General features: G+C 61.8%; 15 protein-coding genes. 14 read left to right on the forward strand and 1 reads right to left on the reverse strand.

Annotation, left to right across the window (positions count from 1 at the left end; translation table 11 throughout):
- Window positions 1-22: 22 nt before the first annotated feature.
- Genes MTY59_RS09185 through MTY59_RS09195 form a run of 3 tightly spaced genes read left to right on the forward strand, consistent with a single transcriptional unit; the run spans window position 23 to window position 3,543 of the window.
- Entirely contained in the window at window positions 23-1,315 is a 1,293-nt protein-coding gene (locus MTY59_RS09185; protein ID WP_221045374.1) for an alpha/beta hydrolase, read from the forward strand.
- The gene (locus tag MTY59_RS09190) at window positions 1,312-3,000 is read left to right on the forward strand and encodes an AMP-binding protein (RefSeq protein ID WP_250160775.1); all 1,689 of its coding nucleotides are present in this window, start codon (window positions 1,312-1,314) and stop codon (window positions 2,998-3,000) included. The genes MTY59_RS09185 and MTY59_RS09190 overlap by 4 nt, the downstream gene beginning before the upstream one ends.
- Before the next feature lie 6 nt (window positions 3,001-3,006).
- Window positions 3,007-3,543, forward strand: coding sequence for a chromate resistance protein ChrB domain-containing protein (locus MTY59_RS09195; protein ID WP_221045376.1), 537 nt, complete (start codon window positions 3,007-3,009; stop codon window positions 3,541-3,543).
- 57 nt (window positions 3,544-3,600) lie between these two features.
- Here the strand turns inward: MTY59_RS09195 and MTY59_RS09200 are convergent, their stop codons facing one another.
- Window positions 3,601-4,371 (reverse strand): TetR/AcrR family transcriptional regulator, encoded by a 771-nt coding sequence (locus MTY59_RS09200; protein ID WP_221045377.1) that lies wholly within the window; start codon window positions 4,369-4,371, stop codon window positions 3,601-3,603.
- 257 nt (window positions 4,372-4,628) lie between these two features.
- On the opposite strand from MTY59_RS09200, the gene MTY59_RS09205 reads away from it, so the two are divergent.
- The 11 genes from MTY59_RS09205 to MTY59_RS09255 all read left to right on the forward strand — a co-directional run bounded on the left by MTY59_RS09205 (window position 4,629) and on the right by MTY59_RS09255 (window position 16,708).
- Window positions 4,629-6,269, forward strand: coding sequence for a 2-oxo acid dehydrogenase subunit E2 (locus MTY59_RS09205; RefSeq protein ID WP_221045378.1), 1,641 nt, complete (start codon window positions 4,629-4,631; stop codon window positions 6,267-6,269).
- 292 nt (window positions 6,270-6,561) lie between these two features.
- A complete protein-coding gene (locus MTY59_RS09210) occupies window positions 6,562-6,891 on the forward strand; it encodes a YciI family protein (protein WP_221045379.1) in 330 nt (109 codons plus the stop codon).
- Window positions 6,892-7,942: 1,051 nt separating this feature from the next.
- Window positions 7,943-8,899 carry an MlaE family ABC transporter permease gene (locus tag MTY59_RS09215; RefSeq protein WP_221045380.1) on the forward strand — a complete coding sequence of 319 codons (957 nt, stop codon included), beginning with the start codon at window positions 7,943-7,945 and terminating at the stop codon, window positions 8,897-8,899.
- A gap of 110 nt (window positions 8,900-9,009) precedes the next feature.
- On the forward strand, window positions 9,010-9,774 hold the full coding sequence (locus tag MTY59_RS09220; protein WP_014711199.1) for an ABC transporter permease: 765 nt from the start codon (window positions 9,010-9,012) through the stop codon (window positions 9,772-9,774).
- A 21-nt stretch (window positions 9,775-9,795) separates the two neighbouring features.
- Entirely contained in the window at window positions 9,796-10,881 is a 1,086-nt protein-coding gene (locus MTY59_RS09225; protein ID WP_221045381.1) for an MlaD family protein, read from the forward strand.
- The gene (locus MTY59_RS09230; protein WP_007170576.1) at window positions 10,878-11,939 is read left to right on the forward strand and encodes an MlaD family protein; all 1,062 of its coding nucleotides are present in this window, start codon (window positions 10,878-10,880) and stop codon (window positions 11,937-11,939) included. Before MTY59_RS09225 ends, MTY59_RS09230 begins: the two co-directional genes overlap by 4 nt.
- Complete coding sequence (locus MTY59_RS09235; protein WP_221046345.1) at window positions 11,936-12,898, forward strand: MlaD family protein; 963 nt, start codon at window positions 11,936-11,938, stop codon at window positions 12,896-12,898. Before MTY59_RS09230 ends, MTY59_RS09235 begins: the two co-directional genes overlap by 4 nt.
- Window positions 12,899-12,987: 89 nt before the next feature.
- A complete protein-coding gene (locus MTY59_RS09240; RefSeq protein WP_221045382.1) occupies window positions 12,988-14,019 on the forward strand; it encodes an MlaD family protein in 1,032 nt (343 codons plus the stop codon).
- A complete protein-coding gene (locus MTY59_RS09245; RefSeq protein ID WP_221045383.1) occupies window positions 14,016-15,011 on the forward strand; it encodes an MlaD family protein in 996 nt (331 codons plus the stop codon). The genes MTY59_RS09240 and MTY59_RS09245 overlap by 4 nt, the downstream gene beginning before the upstream one ends.
- Window positions 15,008-15,961 carry an MlaD family protein gene (locus tag MTY59_RS09250; RefSeq protein WP_221045384.1) on the forward strand — a complete coding sequence of 318 codons (954 nt, stop codon included), beginning with the start codon at window positions 15,008-15,010 and terminating at the stop codon, window positions 15,959-15,961. The genes MTY59_RS09245 and MTY59_RS09250 overlap by 4 nt, the downstream gene beginning before the upstream one ends.
- 33 nt (window positions 15,962-15,994) lie before the next feature.
- On the forward strand, window positions 15,995-16,708 hold the full coding sequence (locus tag MTY59_RS09255) for a hypothetical protein (protein WP_221045385.1): 714 nt from the start codon (window positions 15,995-15,997) through the stop codon (window positions 16,706-16,708).
- Window positions 16,709-16,721: the final 13 nt, after the last annotated feature.

A 16,721-nucleotide genomic window follows, 5' to 3' on the forward strand; every position in this document is an offset into this window, starting at 1 on the left:
TAGCAGCACTAGGTAGGGACAGATGACTCAAACCACCACCGGGCATGTGCCGGCACCGGCCGGCTATCAACCCTCGGGGAGGGGCCGCGCGGCGCTCGCGATCGACTTTTGGCCCGCACGCCTCCCCGATGGCGTATCCGCGCGTTCGGAAACCCTGATTACCTTCGACGGCGAAGTCACCCGCGGAACGCTGTATCAACCGCCTGCACGCGCACGCACCGTGTTCTGCCTGATGCATCCACGTCAAGACCTTCGTCAACACCCGCTGATCCCCGAGTTACTCAGATCGGGGAGCGCGGTATGGGCACAGGTGGGGCGTGATGTCGGCAACGATCTGCGGCTTGTGCACGAAAACGCGTTACTCGACGTGGCCGCAGCGATGGAGTGGCTGCGGCGGGAAGGCTTTGAACACATCTTCCTGATCGGCCATTCGGGAGGCGGCGGCCTCTACTCGTACTACGCTGAACAAGCAGAAGCGCAACCGGATTCGCGAATCTCACGTACCCCGGGCGGCGCGCCAACGAAGCTTGGGGATGCGCCGATGCCCGCACCCGACGGCCTGGTGCTCATCGCTCCGCATCCGGGCCAAGGCAAACTCCTGCAAGCGGCCATCGACCCATCGGTTACCGACGAAGCCGATCCTTTCTCGGTCGATCCGAGCCTGGATCCCTTCGATCCTGCCAATGGCTTTGGAACCGCTGAAGAGGGCGGCTCGCAGTATTCGGAGGCTTTTGTTATCGCCTACCGGGACGCACAGGCAGAGCGGGTGGCCCGCATCGACGCGCGGGCGCGCGAACTGATTGCCGAGCAGCTATCGGCCCGCAAGAAGATCAAGGCCGGTACCGCTACTCGCGCGGATAAGCGCCGCAGCATCCTCACCCCGGTCATCACCACCTACCGCACCGACGCGGACCTCCGCTGTACGGACCTGCGGCTGGACAAATCCGAGCGGCCCTACGGTTCAGTGATCAGCGCCAAGCCGTCAGTGTCAAATTACGGCGTCAACGGGTTCGGTCGGCTGACCACACCCGAGGCCTGGCTGTCGACATGGTCTGGTCTGTCGGCCAACGCATCGGTGGCCCGCTCCCTGGCGGGTGTATCCGTGCCAGTACTCATCATCGAGTTCACCGGTGACTGCTCGGTGTTTCCCAGCGACATCAGCGAGGCGATGGCGAGTGCAGCGTCTGCTGACGTGACCCATCATCCGATTCGCGCCGACCACTTCGGTCGACCGCTCGCGGATGGTGAGCCTGACGGTATGCCGTTGGCGGGACACAAGATAACCACGTGGGCCGGCGAACGGGCTTCGCGATGATCGGGATCGACGACGTGGACATCGCGGACAAGGTAACTCCCTATCCTGATTCGTTGGCCGCGCGCTATCGGGCAGCCGGATTCTGGAGGCCTCGGACGCTGTGTCAGGAGTTGCAGGAGTCTGTCGAACGCTTTTCCGATCGGCTCGCTGTGGTCGATCCCGGTGTCAGCTTGACCTACGCCGAGCTGGGAGATCTCACCGATCGGATTGCGACCGGCTTGCTTCAGGCGGGTCTGAAGCCCGGCGAGCGTGTCTTGTTCCAGACGACCAATCACGTCTGGGCCGTGCTGGGCTGGTACGGCGTGCTGAAAGCCGGCCTCGTTCCGGTTGCGACGCTGGCCCAGCATCGTTGGCACGAAATCAGTGCGATCGCCGGGCAGTGTGCGCCGGCCGCGCACCTGTACGAGCCCGGGTTCGCTGGTCATGATTTGCGCAGCCTCGCAACAGAAATCGCACACGCACAACCGAGCCTGCGCATCAAGCTCACGGTCGGAACGACCGCACCTGCCTCGGACGAACTCTCGATCGAATCGCTGGCCGAAGCCAACGAATCTACGGGTCAGGAGCGACGCCTCACCATAGAGCAGGTGCAACGCCAACTCTCCCCGGAGAGTCTGGCGGTGCTACAACTCTCCGGCGGAACAACGAGTGTGCCCAAACTCATTCCGCGCCTGAGCACCGAGTACTGGTACAACGCCGCTCAGTGGGGCGACGCGATGAACATGGACTCGACCAGCGTTGCCGTGCATCTGCTTCCGTTGATCCACAATGCCGGCATCGTGTGTGCCCTTCACGCGGCACATTCAGTCGGGGCGTGTTTTGCCACCAGCCCGCCGGATACCGCGGCATTCTTGCGGTTGGCGTCGACTGTAACTATCACCCACATGCTGATGACGCGACCGATCGCGCGTGTCATCGAGGCTGATACACGGCTGCGGGCGGCCCTGGCGGGGCTGCGCACGGTCGCCTGGGCCGACCGCTCAGTGCCCAGCGCAGTGATCGACGAGTACGAGACCGGAGCGTGCAAGGTCATCCAGATGTTCGGTATGGGCGAGGGCATGTGCATGTTCTCCCCACGCGACGCATCGGCGGAGATCCGGCACGGTACACAGGGAACCCCAATCTCTCCCGGGGATGAAGTGCGGGTACTCGAACCCGGCAGTGAGCGACAGGTACCGCCGGGAACATCGGGGGAGCTGTGCGCCAGGGGTCCATACACCATCCGCGGTTATTTCGCTGCCCCGGAACGCAACGCCGAAGCCTTCACTTCCGACGGCTTCTACCGTACGGGCGACATCGTCACAGAGATTCTCGACGGCGACAAGTCCTACTACCGACTCGAGGACCGGATAAAGGACCTGATCAATCGGGGTGGCGAGAAGATCAACGCCGAAGAGGTCGAGCTGTTACTACTCAGGCACGAGGGGATCGAGCGTGCGGCAGTGGTGGCGATGCCCGACTCGCGTTTAGGCGAGCGGGCCTGCGCCTTCGTGGTTTTACGTCAGGGATCCGAGGCAATCGAGCTCGAGACCATCAAGCAATTCCTTTCGGATCAAGGCGTGGCAAAGTTCAAATGGCCTGAGCGCCTTGAGATCCGAACTGAACTCCCGCTGACCAATATCCACAAAGTGAATAAGGCGATTCTTCGCGAAGAGATCGCGACATTGCTCGCCGATGAAGGGTAATCGTCGATGAAATGGGTCACGCGCCAGACGGTGCACCTCGATCGTGTCGCCTCACCGTGGCTCATCAAACGCTTCGTGGATCCGGAGGCGCAATTTCTCTTTGTCGATGCCGACGGGCCGTGGCCCGAAGACGCCACACCGTTCGCACTTCCGGGCGCAGCGTTGGGGATGCATGATCACGACGGCACGACTTTCGACAAGATTCTGCGCGCCTACAGCCTGCAATCACCGGTCCTGGCGGATATGGCCGCCGTCATTCGCGCCGGCGTGCACCACGTCCTGCAAGAAGATCAGGGCGATACCCCGGACTCGGTGATCCAACTCGGCGTTGCATGGGCTCTCTTATCGGAGGGCCTTATGCTTCAGCGCGGCGACGACCAAGCGATCATCGACGCGTCGATGGAGGCATACGACGCACTTTTCGCCGCGTTGTGGGCTCGTCGACTCGACGCCAGGAGCGGTCGAGAAGTCTTCTGGGAACGTATGGCCTCGCTCAGATCGCAGTGGCAGCAGAAATCTCCACTGTCTTCCGGGCAAGCTTGACGGCGGCCAATCGCGAACCGTACCGGTGCTGGCGGGTGTTGCTCTGCCGGTAGGGGATCAGCGCTTCTTATCGGCATCGTCGAGCAAGCGCTCGAGGTAGGCGACATCCTGACGGAGCAGCGACAACGCGGCTCGCGGTCCAGTCGCCGCTGTCACCCGGTTCTCCGCCTGCAGCACGCTCGCTACTGCCATGTCGGCGACGTCGGTGGCGACCTGATCAGCGCTGGCCGGGTCGTCTTCGTGGAACCACCACGCTACCCAGTTGCACATACCGATCACGGCCAATGCGGCGATCCGCGGGTTCACCGGGCGAAACTGGCCTGCGTCAATGCCAGCTTGGATGACTTCGATGAGGTTGCGCAACATCTTGCGCTTGGTGGTCTCGTGAACCTTCGCCAGATCTTCGGGCAATTCGGCTTCGGAACGAGCCAGCAGTAAGAAGCGCGTGGGGTGCAGGGCACGGTTATGCGCCATCAGATAGGCAACCTTGGACAGTTTCTGCACAGGGTCGATCGTCTTGTTGGTTGTCACCCGCACTATCTGCGCCGTGTTTCCCGCCGTGATCTCGGTGACGAGCCTGGAGAGCAGATCTTCCTTGCTCTTGACGTAGTAGTAGAGAGCCGGACGGGTGATGCCCATGGCGTCGGCGATATCTTGGAGACTGGTGCCGGCGAAGCCGCGCTCGGCGAAAAGCTTCGCCGCGGTTTCGTACATCTGGTTTTCGACTAGCTCTTTGCGCATGCTGGCTGCCGGCGGGGACTGCGCATTGCCGTCCCGGGCTGCCTCACGTGCCCCGGAACCCGACGCGGTCTCTGTCGCTTTCGCCATCGAACCATCTTAATTGCCGCAACGCTCAATCTTCGGAGATCCGGACGCGCGGTGCGCCAAGAGTCCCCACGCCACGCTCGCCGAAGACGCGTGGCACCCATCGGGTCATCCTGCGGGGCGGTGAGCAGCCATTCGTCGGGTGTCTCCGAACCGCAAGCCGATGTCGCGCCAGTGATCGAATCAACGCTACAGTCAACTATCAGTCGTATGTGTAAACTCATGTCGTTCACAGCTGCTCGGACTCAAGGAGTCGACACATGCCCATCACCGTCCAAATGCCGACGCTCGGCGAGAGCGTCACGGAAGGGACAGTGACCCGGTGGCTCAAGCAGGAGGGGGACACCGTCGCCCTCGACGAGCCTCTGCTGGAGGTGTCGACAGACAAAGTCGACACCGAAATACCCTCCCCGGCGGCGGGCGTGCTCACAGAGATCCTCGCGCGCGAGGATGAAACCGTCGCGGTGGGCAGCGATCTGGCGCTCATCGGCGAAGCTGATTCCGCACCCACCGACGTAATGGTCGACGACCGGCCGCCGCCGACTTATGTCGGTGCGCCCCCCGAACCCGTCCGGGGGCCCGCTCCCGACAGGCAGTCCGGATCGGAACTCGACGCCGCAGAGCAGGCCGCCAGTGGGGACGCTGAGACGTTGTCGGTGACGATGCCCGAGCTGGGCGAGTCGATCACCGAGGGCACGGTGACTCGCTGGCTGAAGGACGTCGGCGACTACGTGGAAGTGAATGACGCGCTCGTAGAAGTGTCCACCGACAAGGTCGATACGGAGATCCCGTCGCCGGCTGCGGGGACGCTGTTGGCCATCACCGCCGCTGCAGACCAGGTCGTCCCAGTCGGTGCCGAGCTGGGCAAGATCGGCGCGGCTCGGACACTTTCATCCGCGCCACCGAGAGCATCGGAGGCGCCGCCACAATCCCAACGAGAAGCTCAGACGGCACGAGAGCCGGCACCGCAGTTCGTAACGGACGCGGAGCCCCGTGACGACCCGGCGCCCGGTGCCGACCCGGCAGCCAGGCTCGCCCCCGAGCCCGCCCCCAAGCCCGCCGCACCGCCCGCGCCGGCACCGGTGGACGGGCGCTCCACTGCCGGACACACGCACCCAGCAGACCGCAGTCAGCAAATCTCACCGTCGCGTGCCGATGCGCCGGTGCGCGGCACGGTCCAGAAGGCCAGCAGGATCCGCCAGCTCACCGCCGCAAAGACCCACGAATCACTCTTGAGCACAGCGCAATTGACGCAGACCCACGAGGTCGACATGACGGCGATCGCGGCGCTTCGGGCGCGGGCAAAAAAATCCTTCGCCGAGCGGGAAGGAGTCAACTTGACGTTCCTTCCGTTCATTGCGACCGCCGCGATCGATGCATTGAAAGCCCATCCCAACATCAACGCCAGCTATGACGAGAAGTCCAAAACCATTACCTACCATGACGCCGAACACCTTGGTTTCGCCGTCGATACGGCGAGGGGACTGTTGGCTCCTGTGGTGTCCAATGCCGGTGACCTCTCGCTTGGCGGGTTGGCGCGGGCAATCGTCGACGTTGCCGCGCGGGCGCGTTCTGGCGACCTGGCTCCAAACGAATTGTCGGGTGGAACCTTCACCATCACCAACATCGGCAGTGAGGGTGGGCTGTTTGATACGCCGATCCTGGTGCAACCCCAGGCGGCGATCCTGGCCACCGGAGTGATCCGTAAGGAACCCAGGGTGGTGCTCGACGCGATCGGCAACGAGTCAATCGGCGTGCGGTCGGTCTGCTACCTGTCAATGACCTATGACCATCGACTGGTGGATGGCGCCGATGCCGGCCGTTTCTTGAGTACGATCAAGCGTCGCCTCGAGGCTGCGGATTTTGCCGCCGAACTTGATCTAGAGCGGGGGCGCGGGTGACGGCTTGGGACCGCTTACGGACTGAGTCATCAAATCTGGCTCCACCGGGGGGATCGCGCGCCGGCTTGATCGTCGACAATCTTTGCGCCGTCGGCGTTTTCGCCGCCGATGCCGCGGCGTGAATTGATCACCCGGCTGGGCCGCAGCCCGGCCACCGAGCAGTTGAGCAACAATCGTTGGCAGATCTACGATGTAGTTGATTTATCAACGCAAACGTAGCATCGTCTGTTGGGTGGCGCGCCACTGCCGATAGTGAGCGCCCTCCTCGTGGGTAGCGAAAGGTATGAAAGCAATGGCCGACCAGTTTGACAACCGTCCAACTCTGTTCGTAATCAGGCACCTCCCAGGCCCGAACTTTCGACCTGAGGTCGCGCCCACCGAACAGGACGGCGTCGCGGAACACTTTGCATACGTCCAGCAACTCGAAGAGGCGGGGGCGATCCTGCTGAGTGGACCGCTGCTGGCGAAAGGCGCTGGTGGACTGATGATCCTCAGTCCCCGCATCGACGCGGCTGAGGCTTCCCGTATCGCGGAAAACGACCCGGCGATCAAGTCGGGTTTGGTCGTCGCCGACGTGCTGCCTTGGATGATTACTGCGGGCGACTTCTCGTACCTGACCTAAACCGGTGTCAAGCCGGCTGGCGGTCAGACATTTCACGTCGCCCGAGGTGGTTCGGAATCCGAACAGAGACAAAGAGGTTCGCCGTAACGATGTACGACCGCGATGCCTCGACGAGCTCCGGCTTTTGGCCTTGGGCGGTGGCGTCAATCTGCCAACAGAAATCACCGAGCTGCTGGCCGGGGCCGGAACCGCGCCCGTGATGCACGCAGGGCCGTCACGCTCCTCTCGGGGCCGTGCAATTACCGACACCGAAACCTCTCGGCCGCTTGCCTGCGGCGCGGATTCTCCGGAGATTCGCCGTTCACCCGAAATGGCAAGTCCCCCACCACCAAGCGGGATGTTGTTGAGCTGATTAACTCCCCTACCCGGGAGTCACCGTGCGCTTGGTGAAGTCCAGAACGGTCCGGACACGAGCGCCGGGTCACCGACCATAGGGAGACATGGCGATGTTAGGGACGCGTGCGGACCTGGCCATTCCAGCCATAACTTCGACGCCGCCGGACGCAGGTTACGGTGATGCCGACTATTTGACAACTGCGTTGGCGGACGGCTACTGTGACAGCCGTTACAGTCAGCGTTCGCGGTGGCACGGCGGTGCCTCTAAGGGCTGTCATATGAGGAGTAGGGGTATGCCGCGCCTGGACCCGCAAGCAGCCGGTAAGTCCGCCCGCAAGGGCGTACGAGGTGGCGCCGCGGCCTGTCGTGCGCCCCGATGCGGCCTCCTTTCCGAGGTGGCCGACGGGCGACGCGATCGGCGTCGTCAATGACGCCCATGTCCGCGCTGAGCCCCGGGTCGCGCGAATGTCCTTGCCAATCAACGGAATCGACTCGTCTGACCTTCGGCCTTACTTCGTCTTGCGGGACGACTCGGGAGCCGCTGCAGGTGTGTCGGCGTCGCGCCGTCTGGTTCCTTGGAAGTTCTATCGAGAATTTTTGAGACTGTGTTCAAAAATGCTCCGATGTGGTGTACCTTGCCTCAGGAGCAGCGTTGTGAGCCGGAGCACAAGGCAAACGACAGTGGTCAGCGCGACGGGGAGGAGGCGAGTTTTCGATGGCAACAGAGACGCCGACGGCGGCGACTACGCACGCCGGGTCAGCAAACGGCGACAGCGGGCACCGCGGCGCCCTGCATCGCGCACCTTTCGGCAACGGCGCCCCGCCGGATGGCTGGCGCGCGGTACTGACGCAGCCCGGCGCCAGCGTCGCCAAGGCTGCATCGCGAGTCGGCACGATTCCGGCGCGCAGTACGGCGACCACGGGTCGCGCTGTACTGATGGCGGCCGCGGTCTTGCGGTATGCCGTCATCGACACAATTTCGATGCGGTTGCCCGTCGGTGAGCTCATCGTACAGGCCTGGACCCTGCTCAAGGTGACGGCAGTTCCAGCGGTGCTGATGGCGGTGCCCTTCGGCGCGATGATCGCTGTCCAGGTGTCCGGCCTCGTCAACGAGGTGGGGGCAAACTCACTTATTGGGTCGGCAATCGGCGTGGGTGTGGTTCGTCAGGGCGCACCGATGACCGCGGGTTTGCTCATGGGTGGCGCCGCGGCGTCGGCGATCGCTGCCGACTTCGGGGCCAGAGCGATCCGCGAGGAACTCGACGCACTGAGAACACTCGGTATCGATCCGGTGCAGCGTCTGGTCGTGCCGCGCTTTCTGGCCCTGATCCTCATCGCGCCGATTTTGTGCACCATCGTCATCGCATCCGGCGTGGCAGCAGCCTTCACGATCTCGGTCACCGTCAATGACGTGACGCCCGGAAGCTTCTGGCTGTCATTCGGTTCGTTTGCGAAGATGGTCGACGTCTGGTTTGCGATGGGCAAGACCGTCACCTTCGCCGCGTTTGTCGCAATCATCTCCTCGATGCGGGGCATGGAGGCCAAGGGCGGGCCGCGTGGTGTGGCGGATGCGGTCAACGCCGCTGTCGTACTCAACGTCGTCTGCATCGTGACCGCAAATCTGGCGATCACTCAGCTGGAGACGATGTTCTTCCCCATGGCGGTGGCATAGTGGCGCAGCCGACACTGCCAGGCTCTCGCGCCGTCCCGTCAAAGTATCTGAGTTTTGGCCGGGCACCGGTCAGACTCGTTAATGGCACGCTGAGAACCGCGGGCCAATGGGTGGTGTTCATCGCCCAGACCGTGTGGCTGCTACCGACAACCATTCGGCGGTATTCACGGGAAACAGTGCGAGTGATGAACAGCCTGGCGTGGGGCCGGGGTTCAATAGTCGTCGACGGCGGCGTGATCAGCATCCTGACAATCCTTGGTGTGACCATCGGCGCAATGGTGGCCATCGAAGCCTATGCGACGCTCAACTTGATCGGCCTCGGCGCGCTGTCCGGAATCATCGGCGGGTGGGGAAACGTCCGGGAGATGGCACCGCTGGTCACCGGCGTCGCGTTCGCCTCCCAAGCCGGCTGCCGGATGACTGCCGAAATCGGCTCCATGCGGATCGCGGACGAAATCGATGCCACCGAGTCGATGGGGCTGCGATCGATCCCGTTCGTCGTGGGCACGCGTCTCGTCGGCGGAATGATATGTGTGGTACCCGGCTTTCTGCTCGAGTTGATGGTTGCTTTCTTCACCTCGGATCTGGTGATTCGCGTTTCCTACAATCAACCAGCCGGAACATACAATCACTATTTTGTTCAATTCCTCTCCCCGACGGACATTGCATATTCGCTCACCAAGGCGATTATTTACTGCGCCGCCGCAACGTTGATTCATTGTTATTACGGTTATTTTGCATCGGGCGGACCCGTTGGGGTCGGACAGGCTTCCGGACGCGCAATTCGCGCGAGTCTCGTCACCATTATGGTCCTCGACATTATGACGACCGTCATGATTTGGGGCTGGACGCCGAAATTCGAGTTCAAGGGCTAGGGGAAAAGCTTGCTATTCCGGATGTCGGAGGCGGCCGAAGCGCGCCGGCTGACCATCATCGGCGCGGTGCTCGCGCTGTGCTTGTTGGTGACGGGCGTGTTGATCGCCGTGAACCCATTCCGAAGCCGCCCGGCGGGCCGGATCTCGATCGTCATGGATCTGCCGTATCTGGGTCAGGGAGTCACTGCGGGTACCGCGCTGATAATGCACGGGGTCAACGTCGGCCAAGTCACCTCCGTGTCGAGCCTTGCCAGCGGTGGTGTCCGGCTCAACGCCGACGTCCGGTCGGGACCCACTGCCGGTTTAACCGACAAGATGAACGTCGACTTTCGGCCGTCCAATTATTTCGGTGTCACCGCCATCAACCTGGTTGCCGGCACGGGCGGCGCACCGCTGCGAAATGGCTCGCGAATCGACACCGTTCCAAAGGGAAACTTCACCCTGCAGGCGTTGCTCTACCGGCTGGGTGAAATCACCGGCGGCGTGGTGACGCCGCAATTGGTGCGCGTGATGGACCGCGCCACGCGGTTCACCGACGGGCTCAATCCACTCATCGAGACGATCGTGGTCGCGGCCGAGGCGGTGACCAAGGTGCAGACGGTAAGTACCGAGCAACTTTTGAGAAATACGACCGGTGTGAGTGTGGCATTCCCCGGCACGCTGGACTCGATTACTTCTGCTGGCTATAACTTCGATCACAACTCTGGATTCGTGAGGTTCATGCAGACCGCCGACGGCTGCCTGCCCGGTCAAGATTTTGTCAACCTTGCCCCTTCCCTCGGCCAGTATCAAACAGATGAATATTGGAACAAGCGGTCTATAGCGACGCTTGACCTGCTGGCGAATAGGTTCTTCGGTGCATTGGGCAAGCTATTGTCATCCCACCCGCAAGACTTGATGCCTGCGGTCGATCTGGTCAAAACTCTGACCGATGTGGTGCCCGGTCTGATAACACCGGCCAATATCTCCTCAGACTTGGTGGAATTGCGAACTCGACTGGAAAATCTGTATGCGGGATCCCCTGATCAACGGGCGATACAGACACACATCGTCCTGGATGAATTACCCGGTGTGGCTGCCCCGCTCGGTGCGATAGGAGCCCAGTGATCACGCCCAAGGCCGCATTATGGCGATTCGCGTTGGCCGCCGCCGCCGCACTGGCGGTGTTCATCGTCCTGGTCAATGTGCTGCGACAACCAGTTGCCGCACCCACACGCTCCTACACAGCTCAATTCACGGATGCGTCGGGCCTGCACGTCGACGCTGACGTGCGGGTCCGGGGAGTGCGGGTCGGGAAAGTCAAATCGCTGGCGCTCGAGCGTAGGGCTGGACAGAGCCTCGCGACGGTCGAGTTCAGTCTCGACAAGCGCTACGCAGTGGTGTCCACGTCGCGGTTGGCCATCAAATACCAGGCGCTCACCGGGTTGCGCTACGTCGATGTCGTCAATCCGTCCGAGACGGCGCCGGCGGCGAGCATTGTGTCGCATGTTCCGATCACCATGACGCAACCGTCGTTCGACATCACCACTCTGTTCAACGGGCTGCAGCCCGTCATCGCGACCTTGAGTCCCAGCGATATCGACACCTTCACCGAGAATGCCGCGACGTATCTGTCGGGTGAGGGCGGACTCAAGCCGATGCTCGACAGCGTCCGAAAGCTGACTCAGTTCGCGTCCGACCGCGAACAAGTCATCGCGACGGTGATGCGCAACCTCGACGCTGTGGCCGACACGTTCGGCGGGCATTCGAAAGATTTCGTCCAGGTCCTGAAGTGGCTGAATCAGCCGTTGGACGCGGCGATCTCGGTCATGGACGAGTTTCGTAAGTCGGAACTGTATGGGCCTGCCTTCACCGCGCCTACTCTCCAAGTCCTTGCCAACGCAGGGTTTCCGCTCGGGCCCGCCACTCGGGTGCAGCAACCCGACGGCAGAATCGACGTCGTCGACTCCTCGCGGAGCGACATCGCCGACGGTCTCGACAAGGCAATCACGCGTTTCGATGACTACAGTCGGGACGTCCTCAAGCTGATACCGGTGATGTGGGATAACGTTCCCCCGCCAGGGGCGCCTGATACACCATTGCCCTGTTCGCGGGGTCGCGCGCAACTGCCCGACTCAATGGACGTGCTCTTGAATGGCCAAAGGGTGATCTTGTGCAATCGATGAAAATTTTCAAGAGTTCGACGTTCTGGGGTGTCACCGCGCTGGTACTGGTCGCCGTGCTGGCGATCACTGCTGCCGAAATCAACATCAGTCCTCCTGGCCAAAAGACGGTCTCCTTCTACACCGATGATGCGGCGGCGATCCATCCAGGTGATACCGTGCGGATTTCCGGGATCACGGTCGGCAAAGTGAAAGATCTGTCAATCGAACCGAATCAGGTCAAGGTTCGCGCAACCGTGGATCACGACGCATTTGTCGGTGATCAGTCACAAATTCAGGTCCGTATGCTCACGGTGGTCGGCGGTTATTATGTCAATTTGGTATCGCTGGGCAGAAAGCCACTGGGTGCAAATCCGATCCCGGTAGAGCGCGTGACGATGCCATATAGCCTGATGCGGGCGCTGACCGACTCGACAAAAATCACCGAGCGAGTTAATCCGAAGCCGATTCGCGAATCATTGGATCAAATCCAGGAGGGACTCACCGGCACAAACGTGCAGACTCTTTCTGCCGTTATCGATGCGGGCAATGCCCTCACGTCCACGATCGAGCGTCAGCGGGGGCAGGTTACTTCGATCCTCAATCTTTCCGACGAGTACATCGAGGCGCTGCGTAATTTCACCGGGGAATTGAAGGTCCTGGTGAGCAAGCTTGCCATCCTCGAGGAGACGCTCGTTCTGTACGGCAAGGGTTTCGGCGAGGCCCTGAAAGGTATGGGCGACGTCGGTGATGCGTTCCTGCGTCCCTTCGGCGACTTCTGGGTGAACCACCGCGAGGAGTTCATCGAGAAGGTTCGCGATTGGCAGGACAGAGTCACCCGGTGGAAGGACCACAACAGCCGGATCATTCCCAGACTTCGGCGAATCAGGAACAAGATCGAGCGGATGCTGGACGCGCAGAACGCGCCGCCCGAGTTGCTTGCCACAGATCTTTGCATCCCTATGGCGGGGAGTCCGTGCTGATGGTCTCGCAAAAGGTTCGCCGCATATTTCGTACCGCCGTAGCTACACTCACGGGCGCTGCAACCGTCGCCGGTGCCTCGTCGTGCGCCATGATGGGCGGCGAGAAGAGCGTCGCCTATTGCGCGATGTTCCCAGACACCATCGGTCTGTACGCCGGCAACCCGGTGACCCAGATGGGCTATCAGATCGGCAAGGTCACGTCCATCGCCGCTGGCCCCACCCAGGTCCGGGTCGACTTCTCAATCACACAGAGCAGGCCACTCCCGCCCGACGTCAGGGCAGTCATCCGGTCGCCATCGATCCTTGCCGACCGTTCGTTGGAACTGGTCGGCAACTACAGTTCCGGTCCGCGGCTCCAGGCCGGCAAGTGCATTCGGCTCGACCACTCGTTTTCGGCCAAGACGATTTCGCAGGTGGTCGGATCGACCTACACCTTTCTCAACTCGATCAACCCCAACGGGTCGACGAACGTCGGTGACACAGTTCGCGGACTTGACGAACTGGCGCACAACAACGGCGCCGGGATCAACCAGCTCGTGACCAGGACGTCCGCACTACTTGACAGCCCGGACGAAGCGATCAGTGACGTCGGCTCGATCATCCGCAACACCGCCGAGCTGACCGGTGTACTGCGCGAACTGATGCCGCCGTTGAAGCAGATCATGTACGACGCGCGCAAGACGACGCCGGACTTGGCGTTGGCGCTGGACGGTACGACAGGGCTCGCCGGTCCCGGCGGCGGAATGGGGACCCTCGGGCCACTGGCCGAGTTGGTGGCGATCCTGCAAACCAGATTGGGTGACGAGACACAGCAAGCGCTCGACACGGTCAGCGTCACGGTGCGGAAGCTGACTCCCCACGCGACCGCGATGTCGGATCTTTTCACCCCGGTGCCGTGGTGGATCAACACGATCGCCAATCACTTCAACAGGCGTGATTTCCACACGTTCAACCTCGCCTATCGGCCCCCGCTGTATCGGGTTCGGACCCACGACGGGCTCGCGCTCTGCGGCATGATGAACGCGTCGATGCCCGGCAGTTGCGCGGATGTCAACGGTCAGCCCTTTGCCGTCGACGTCGCGCTCCTGCAGTACGTGCTACAGCAGGCGGCGAAGCGATGAGGCGGCGGATATGGTCGGCTGTCGCCGTCGCGGCAAGTGCCATGTTGGTTCCGTCGTGTGCTTCCATGACCGTCAACTCGTTACCCCAACCGGGTAAGAGCTACGGCGACGGTTATGAAATCGTCCTGCAGTTCGCCAACGTCCTGAGCCTGCCCGACCGTGCGAAGGTCGTGCAGGACGGTACGACCGTGGGACTGGTCACCAAGATCAATCTGGCGAGCAATCACGTCGACGTCGTAACGCGGATCGACCCCGACGTGGTGGTGCCGGCAAACGTGCATGCGACGTTGCAGCAAGCCACGGTGCTCGGTGACACCTATGTCGCGCTCGAACGTCCTGAGTCGGGTCCGGCTGCGCCGGCACTGCGCCCGGCCGGGACAGTTCCGTTGGCACAGACCACGTCTCCTCCCCAACTGGAGGACACGATCGCCAACTTGGCGAACTTCGTCGGCAGCGGATCCATTCAGCGTGCCCAAAACACCATCATCGGGATCAACAGGGTGACGCCGGCACGAAGCGGTGAATTCCGCGACCTGGTGAAGCGGGTAGACACCGACCTCGCGGACCTGAGCAACAACATGGACATGGTCGATCAGTGGCTTACGGGCGTATCCGGAACAGCCCAGGTCATGTATAACGACCTACCCGAATACAAGTACTTCTGGTCGACGGAGGGGATGCTGGGCTGGAAACGCTCATTCCAAGTCGGGTCTTACATCGCTACCGTGTTGCCCTCGATCGGCAGTATCTACAGCGGTGGCTATTGGCTTGTGCCCCTGCTGAAGTCGCTCGGCGGTGCGCTTGGAGCCCTGAAAGAGAGCAAATGGGCGTTCGAGAACGAAGCGCCCGCGTGGCAGCGGCTACTCACGGACTACTTCCTTCCCGCAGATAAGTACCCGGCGATAAACATCACGTCGATAAAAGGGCCGGATGGGAAAGAGCTCATCGACAACGTGCAGGACGTGCTGCGGATTCTTGGAGCGACGCCATGAAATTAAAGGGCGCCTTATCGTTCGCGATGTTCGGAGTGATCATCGCGTTCGCCCTCAGCGTGATCTGGTCGTTCGGTGTTCGGACCGGCCCGCCTGCTCAGCGGACCAACCTGAGTATGGCGGTCCCCGACATCAAGGGCCTCGTTGTCGGTTCGAATGTGCTGCTCCGCGGCCAGCCGGTGGGCAAGGTGACCCAAATCAACACGGCGACCAGCGACGCTACCGTGCACTTCTACGTCGACGGCGATCACCACATTCCCGTCGACACCGACGTGCGGCTGGACAATCTGTCCGCGCTCGGTGAGGCCTACATCGGACTGGCGCCACGGACCAGCGGAGGCCCGGTATACAAGGACGGCCAACGTATCTCGCCGAAGTCGATAGAAGCGCCGCCGTCCATCTCGGAGCTGGCCACCAGCGTGGTGCGCGTGCTCAACCAGCTCGATCCCGGCCAGCTCAAACGCATTCTGGGCGAGGCCGACGCTGCTCTGCCCGCGCCCGAGCAGGTGCTGCCCAACCTGGCACATGCGAGCTCGCTACTTCGGAGTCAGGCGACCAGCATGCATGGCCGGGGACAGGAAGTGATCGACAATCTCCAGGCGCTGCTGCGCAACGCGGGCTGGGTTGGCCCCCTGCTCGGTGATCTCATTTCGCCCATTCGAGCGGCGGGTTTCGGGGCCGCCGGTACTTATCAAGGCATGATGCATACCCTGGAATGGAATAACCCGCGAGACATGGCGCTGTTCGGTGATTACCTGGACCGAATTCAGAAATTCTTGGACACGCGGGCTCCTGACCTCAAAGTTCTGACGGAGACGCTTCTGCCGCATTTCAAAGGCATTGGCGGAGCTCTGATGAATTTCGACAGTGGACAAATTCTCTCAAACATATTGAAGAGCATCCCGAAGGAGGGCGCGATTACACTGCACGTTGCCGTTCCCGACCGGTAGGCCGGGCAATCATCGAAGTTTTGAGGGGAAGCCGTGTCCATCACTGACCACGACATCGAGAACGCGTCGTCGGACGTCGTCGACGACGAGAAGCCAGAAGTGAACGAGAAGCCAGAAGCCGACAAGAAGCCGGCAAAGGACGAGAAGCCAGAGGAAACAACTTCAGAAGCTGACGAAGCAGCGACCGTCAAGAGCAAGTCCAAGGCGGACTCTGACAAGTCCCGCGCGCGGGTGTCGATATCGGTGCGCACGTTGGTCATCGCGGCCGTCATTTGCGTTGCTGCCAGCGCGATCGGAGTGCTGACGTGGCTGTACATCGGCGCACAGAACAAATTGAGTGCGGAAGCCCGCGCTACCAGCAACAGGAAGCATGCGGAAGAAATAGCCCAGGACTACGCCGTGCATGCCGCCGAGATGAACTTCCAGGACCTCAACGCTTGGAAGGTGCAACTCGTCAAGGGCACCTCCCCGGAACTGAAGGAAAAGCTCACCAAGGCCGCGGGTGAAATGGAACAGATCCTTACTCCGCTGCAATGGGTTTCGACCGCGCGGCCCTTGGCTGCGAAAGTCCGCTCAGATGTGGGCGGGACCTATGTCGTCGACTCCTTCGTCAGCGTTCTGACCAAGACGATGCAAGCCCCTGAGGGACTGCAGTCGACCGCTACCTACAGTCTCACAATCGACAGCAACAAAGACTGGCAAATCAGCGACGTCGGCGGCATCGCCGCAGCTCTTGGACAGAAATAACGGGCGATGTTTC

The organism is Mycobacterium senriense (genome assembly GCF_019668465.1).
Lineage (GTDB): Bacteria > Actinomycetota > Actinomycetes > Mycobacteriales > Mycobacteriaceae > Mycobacterium > Mycobacterium senriense.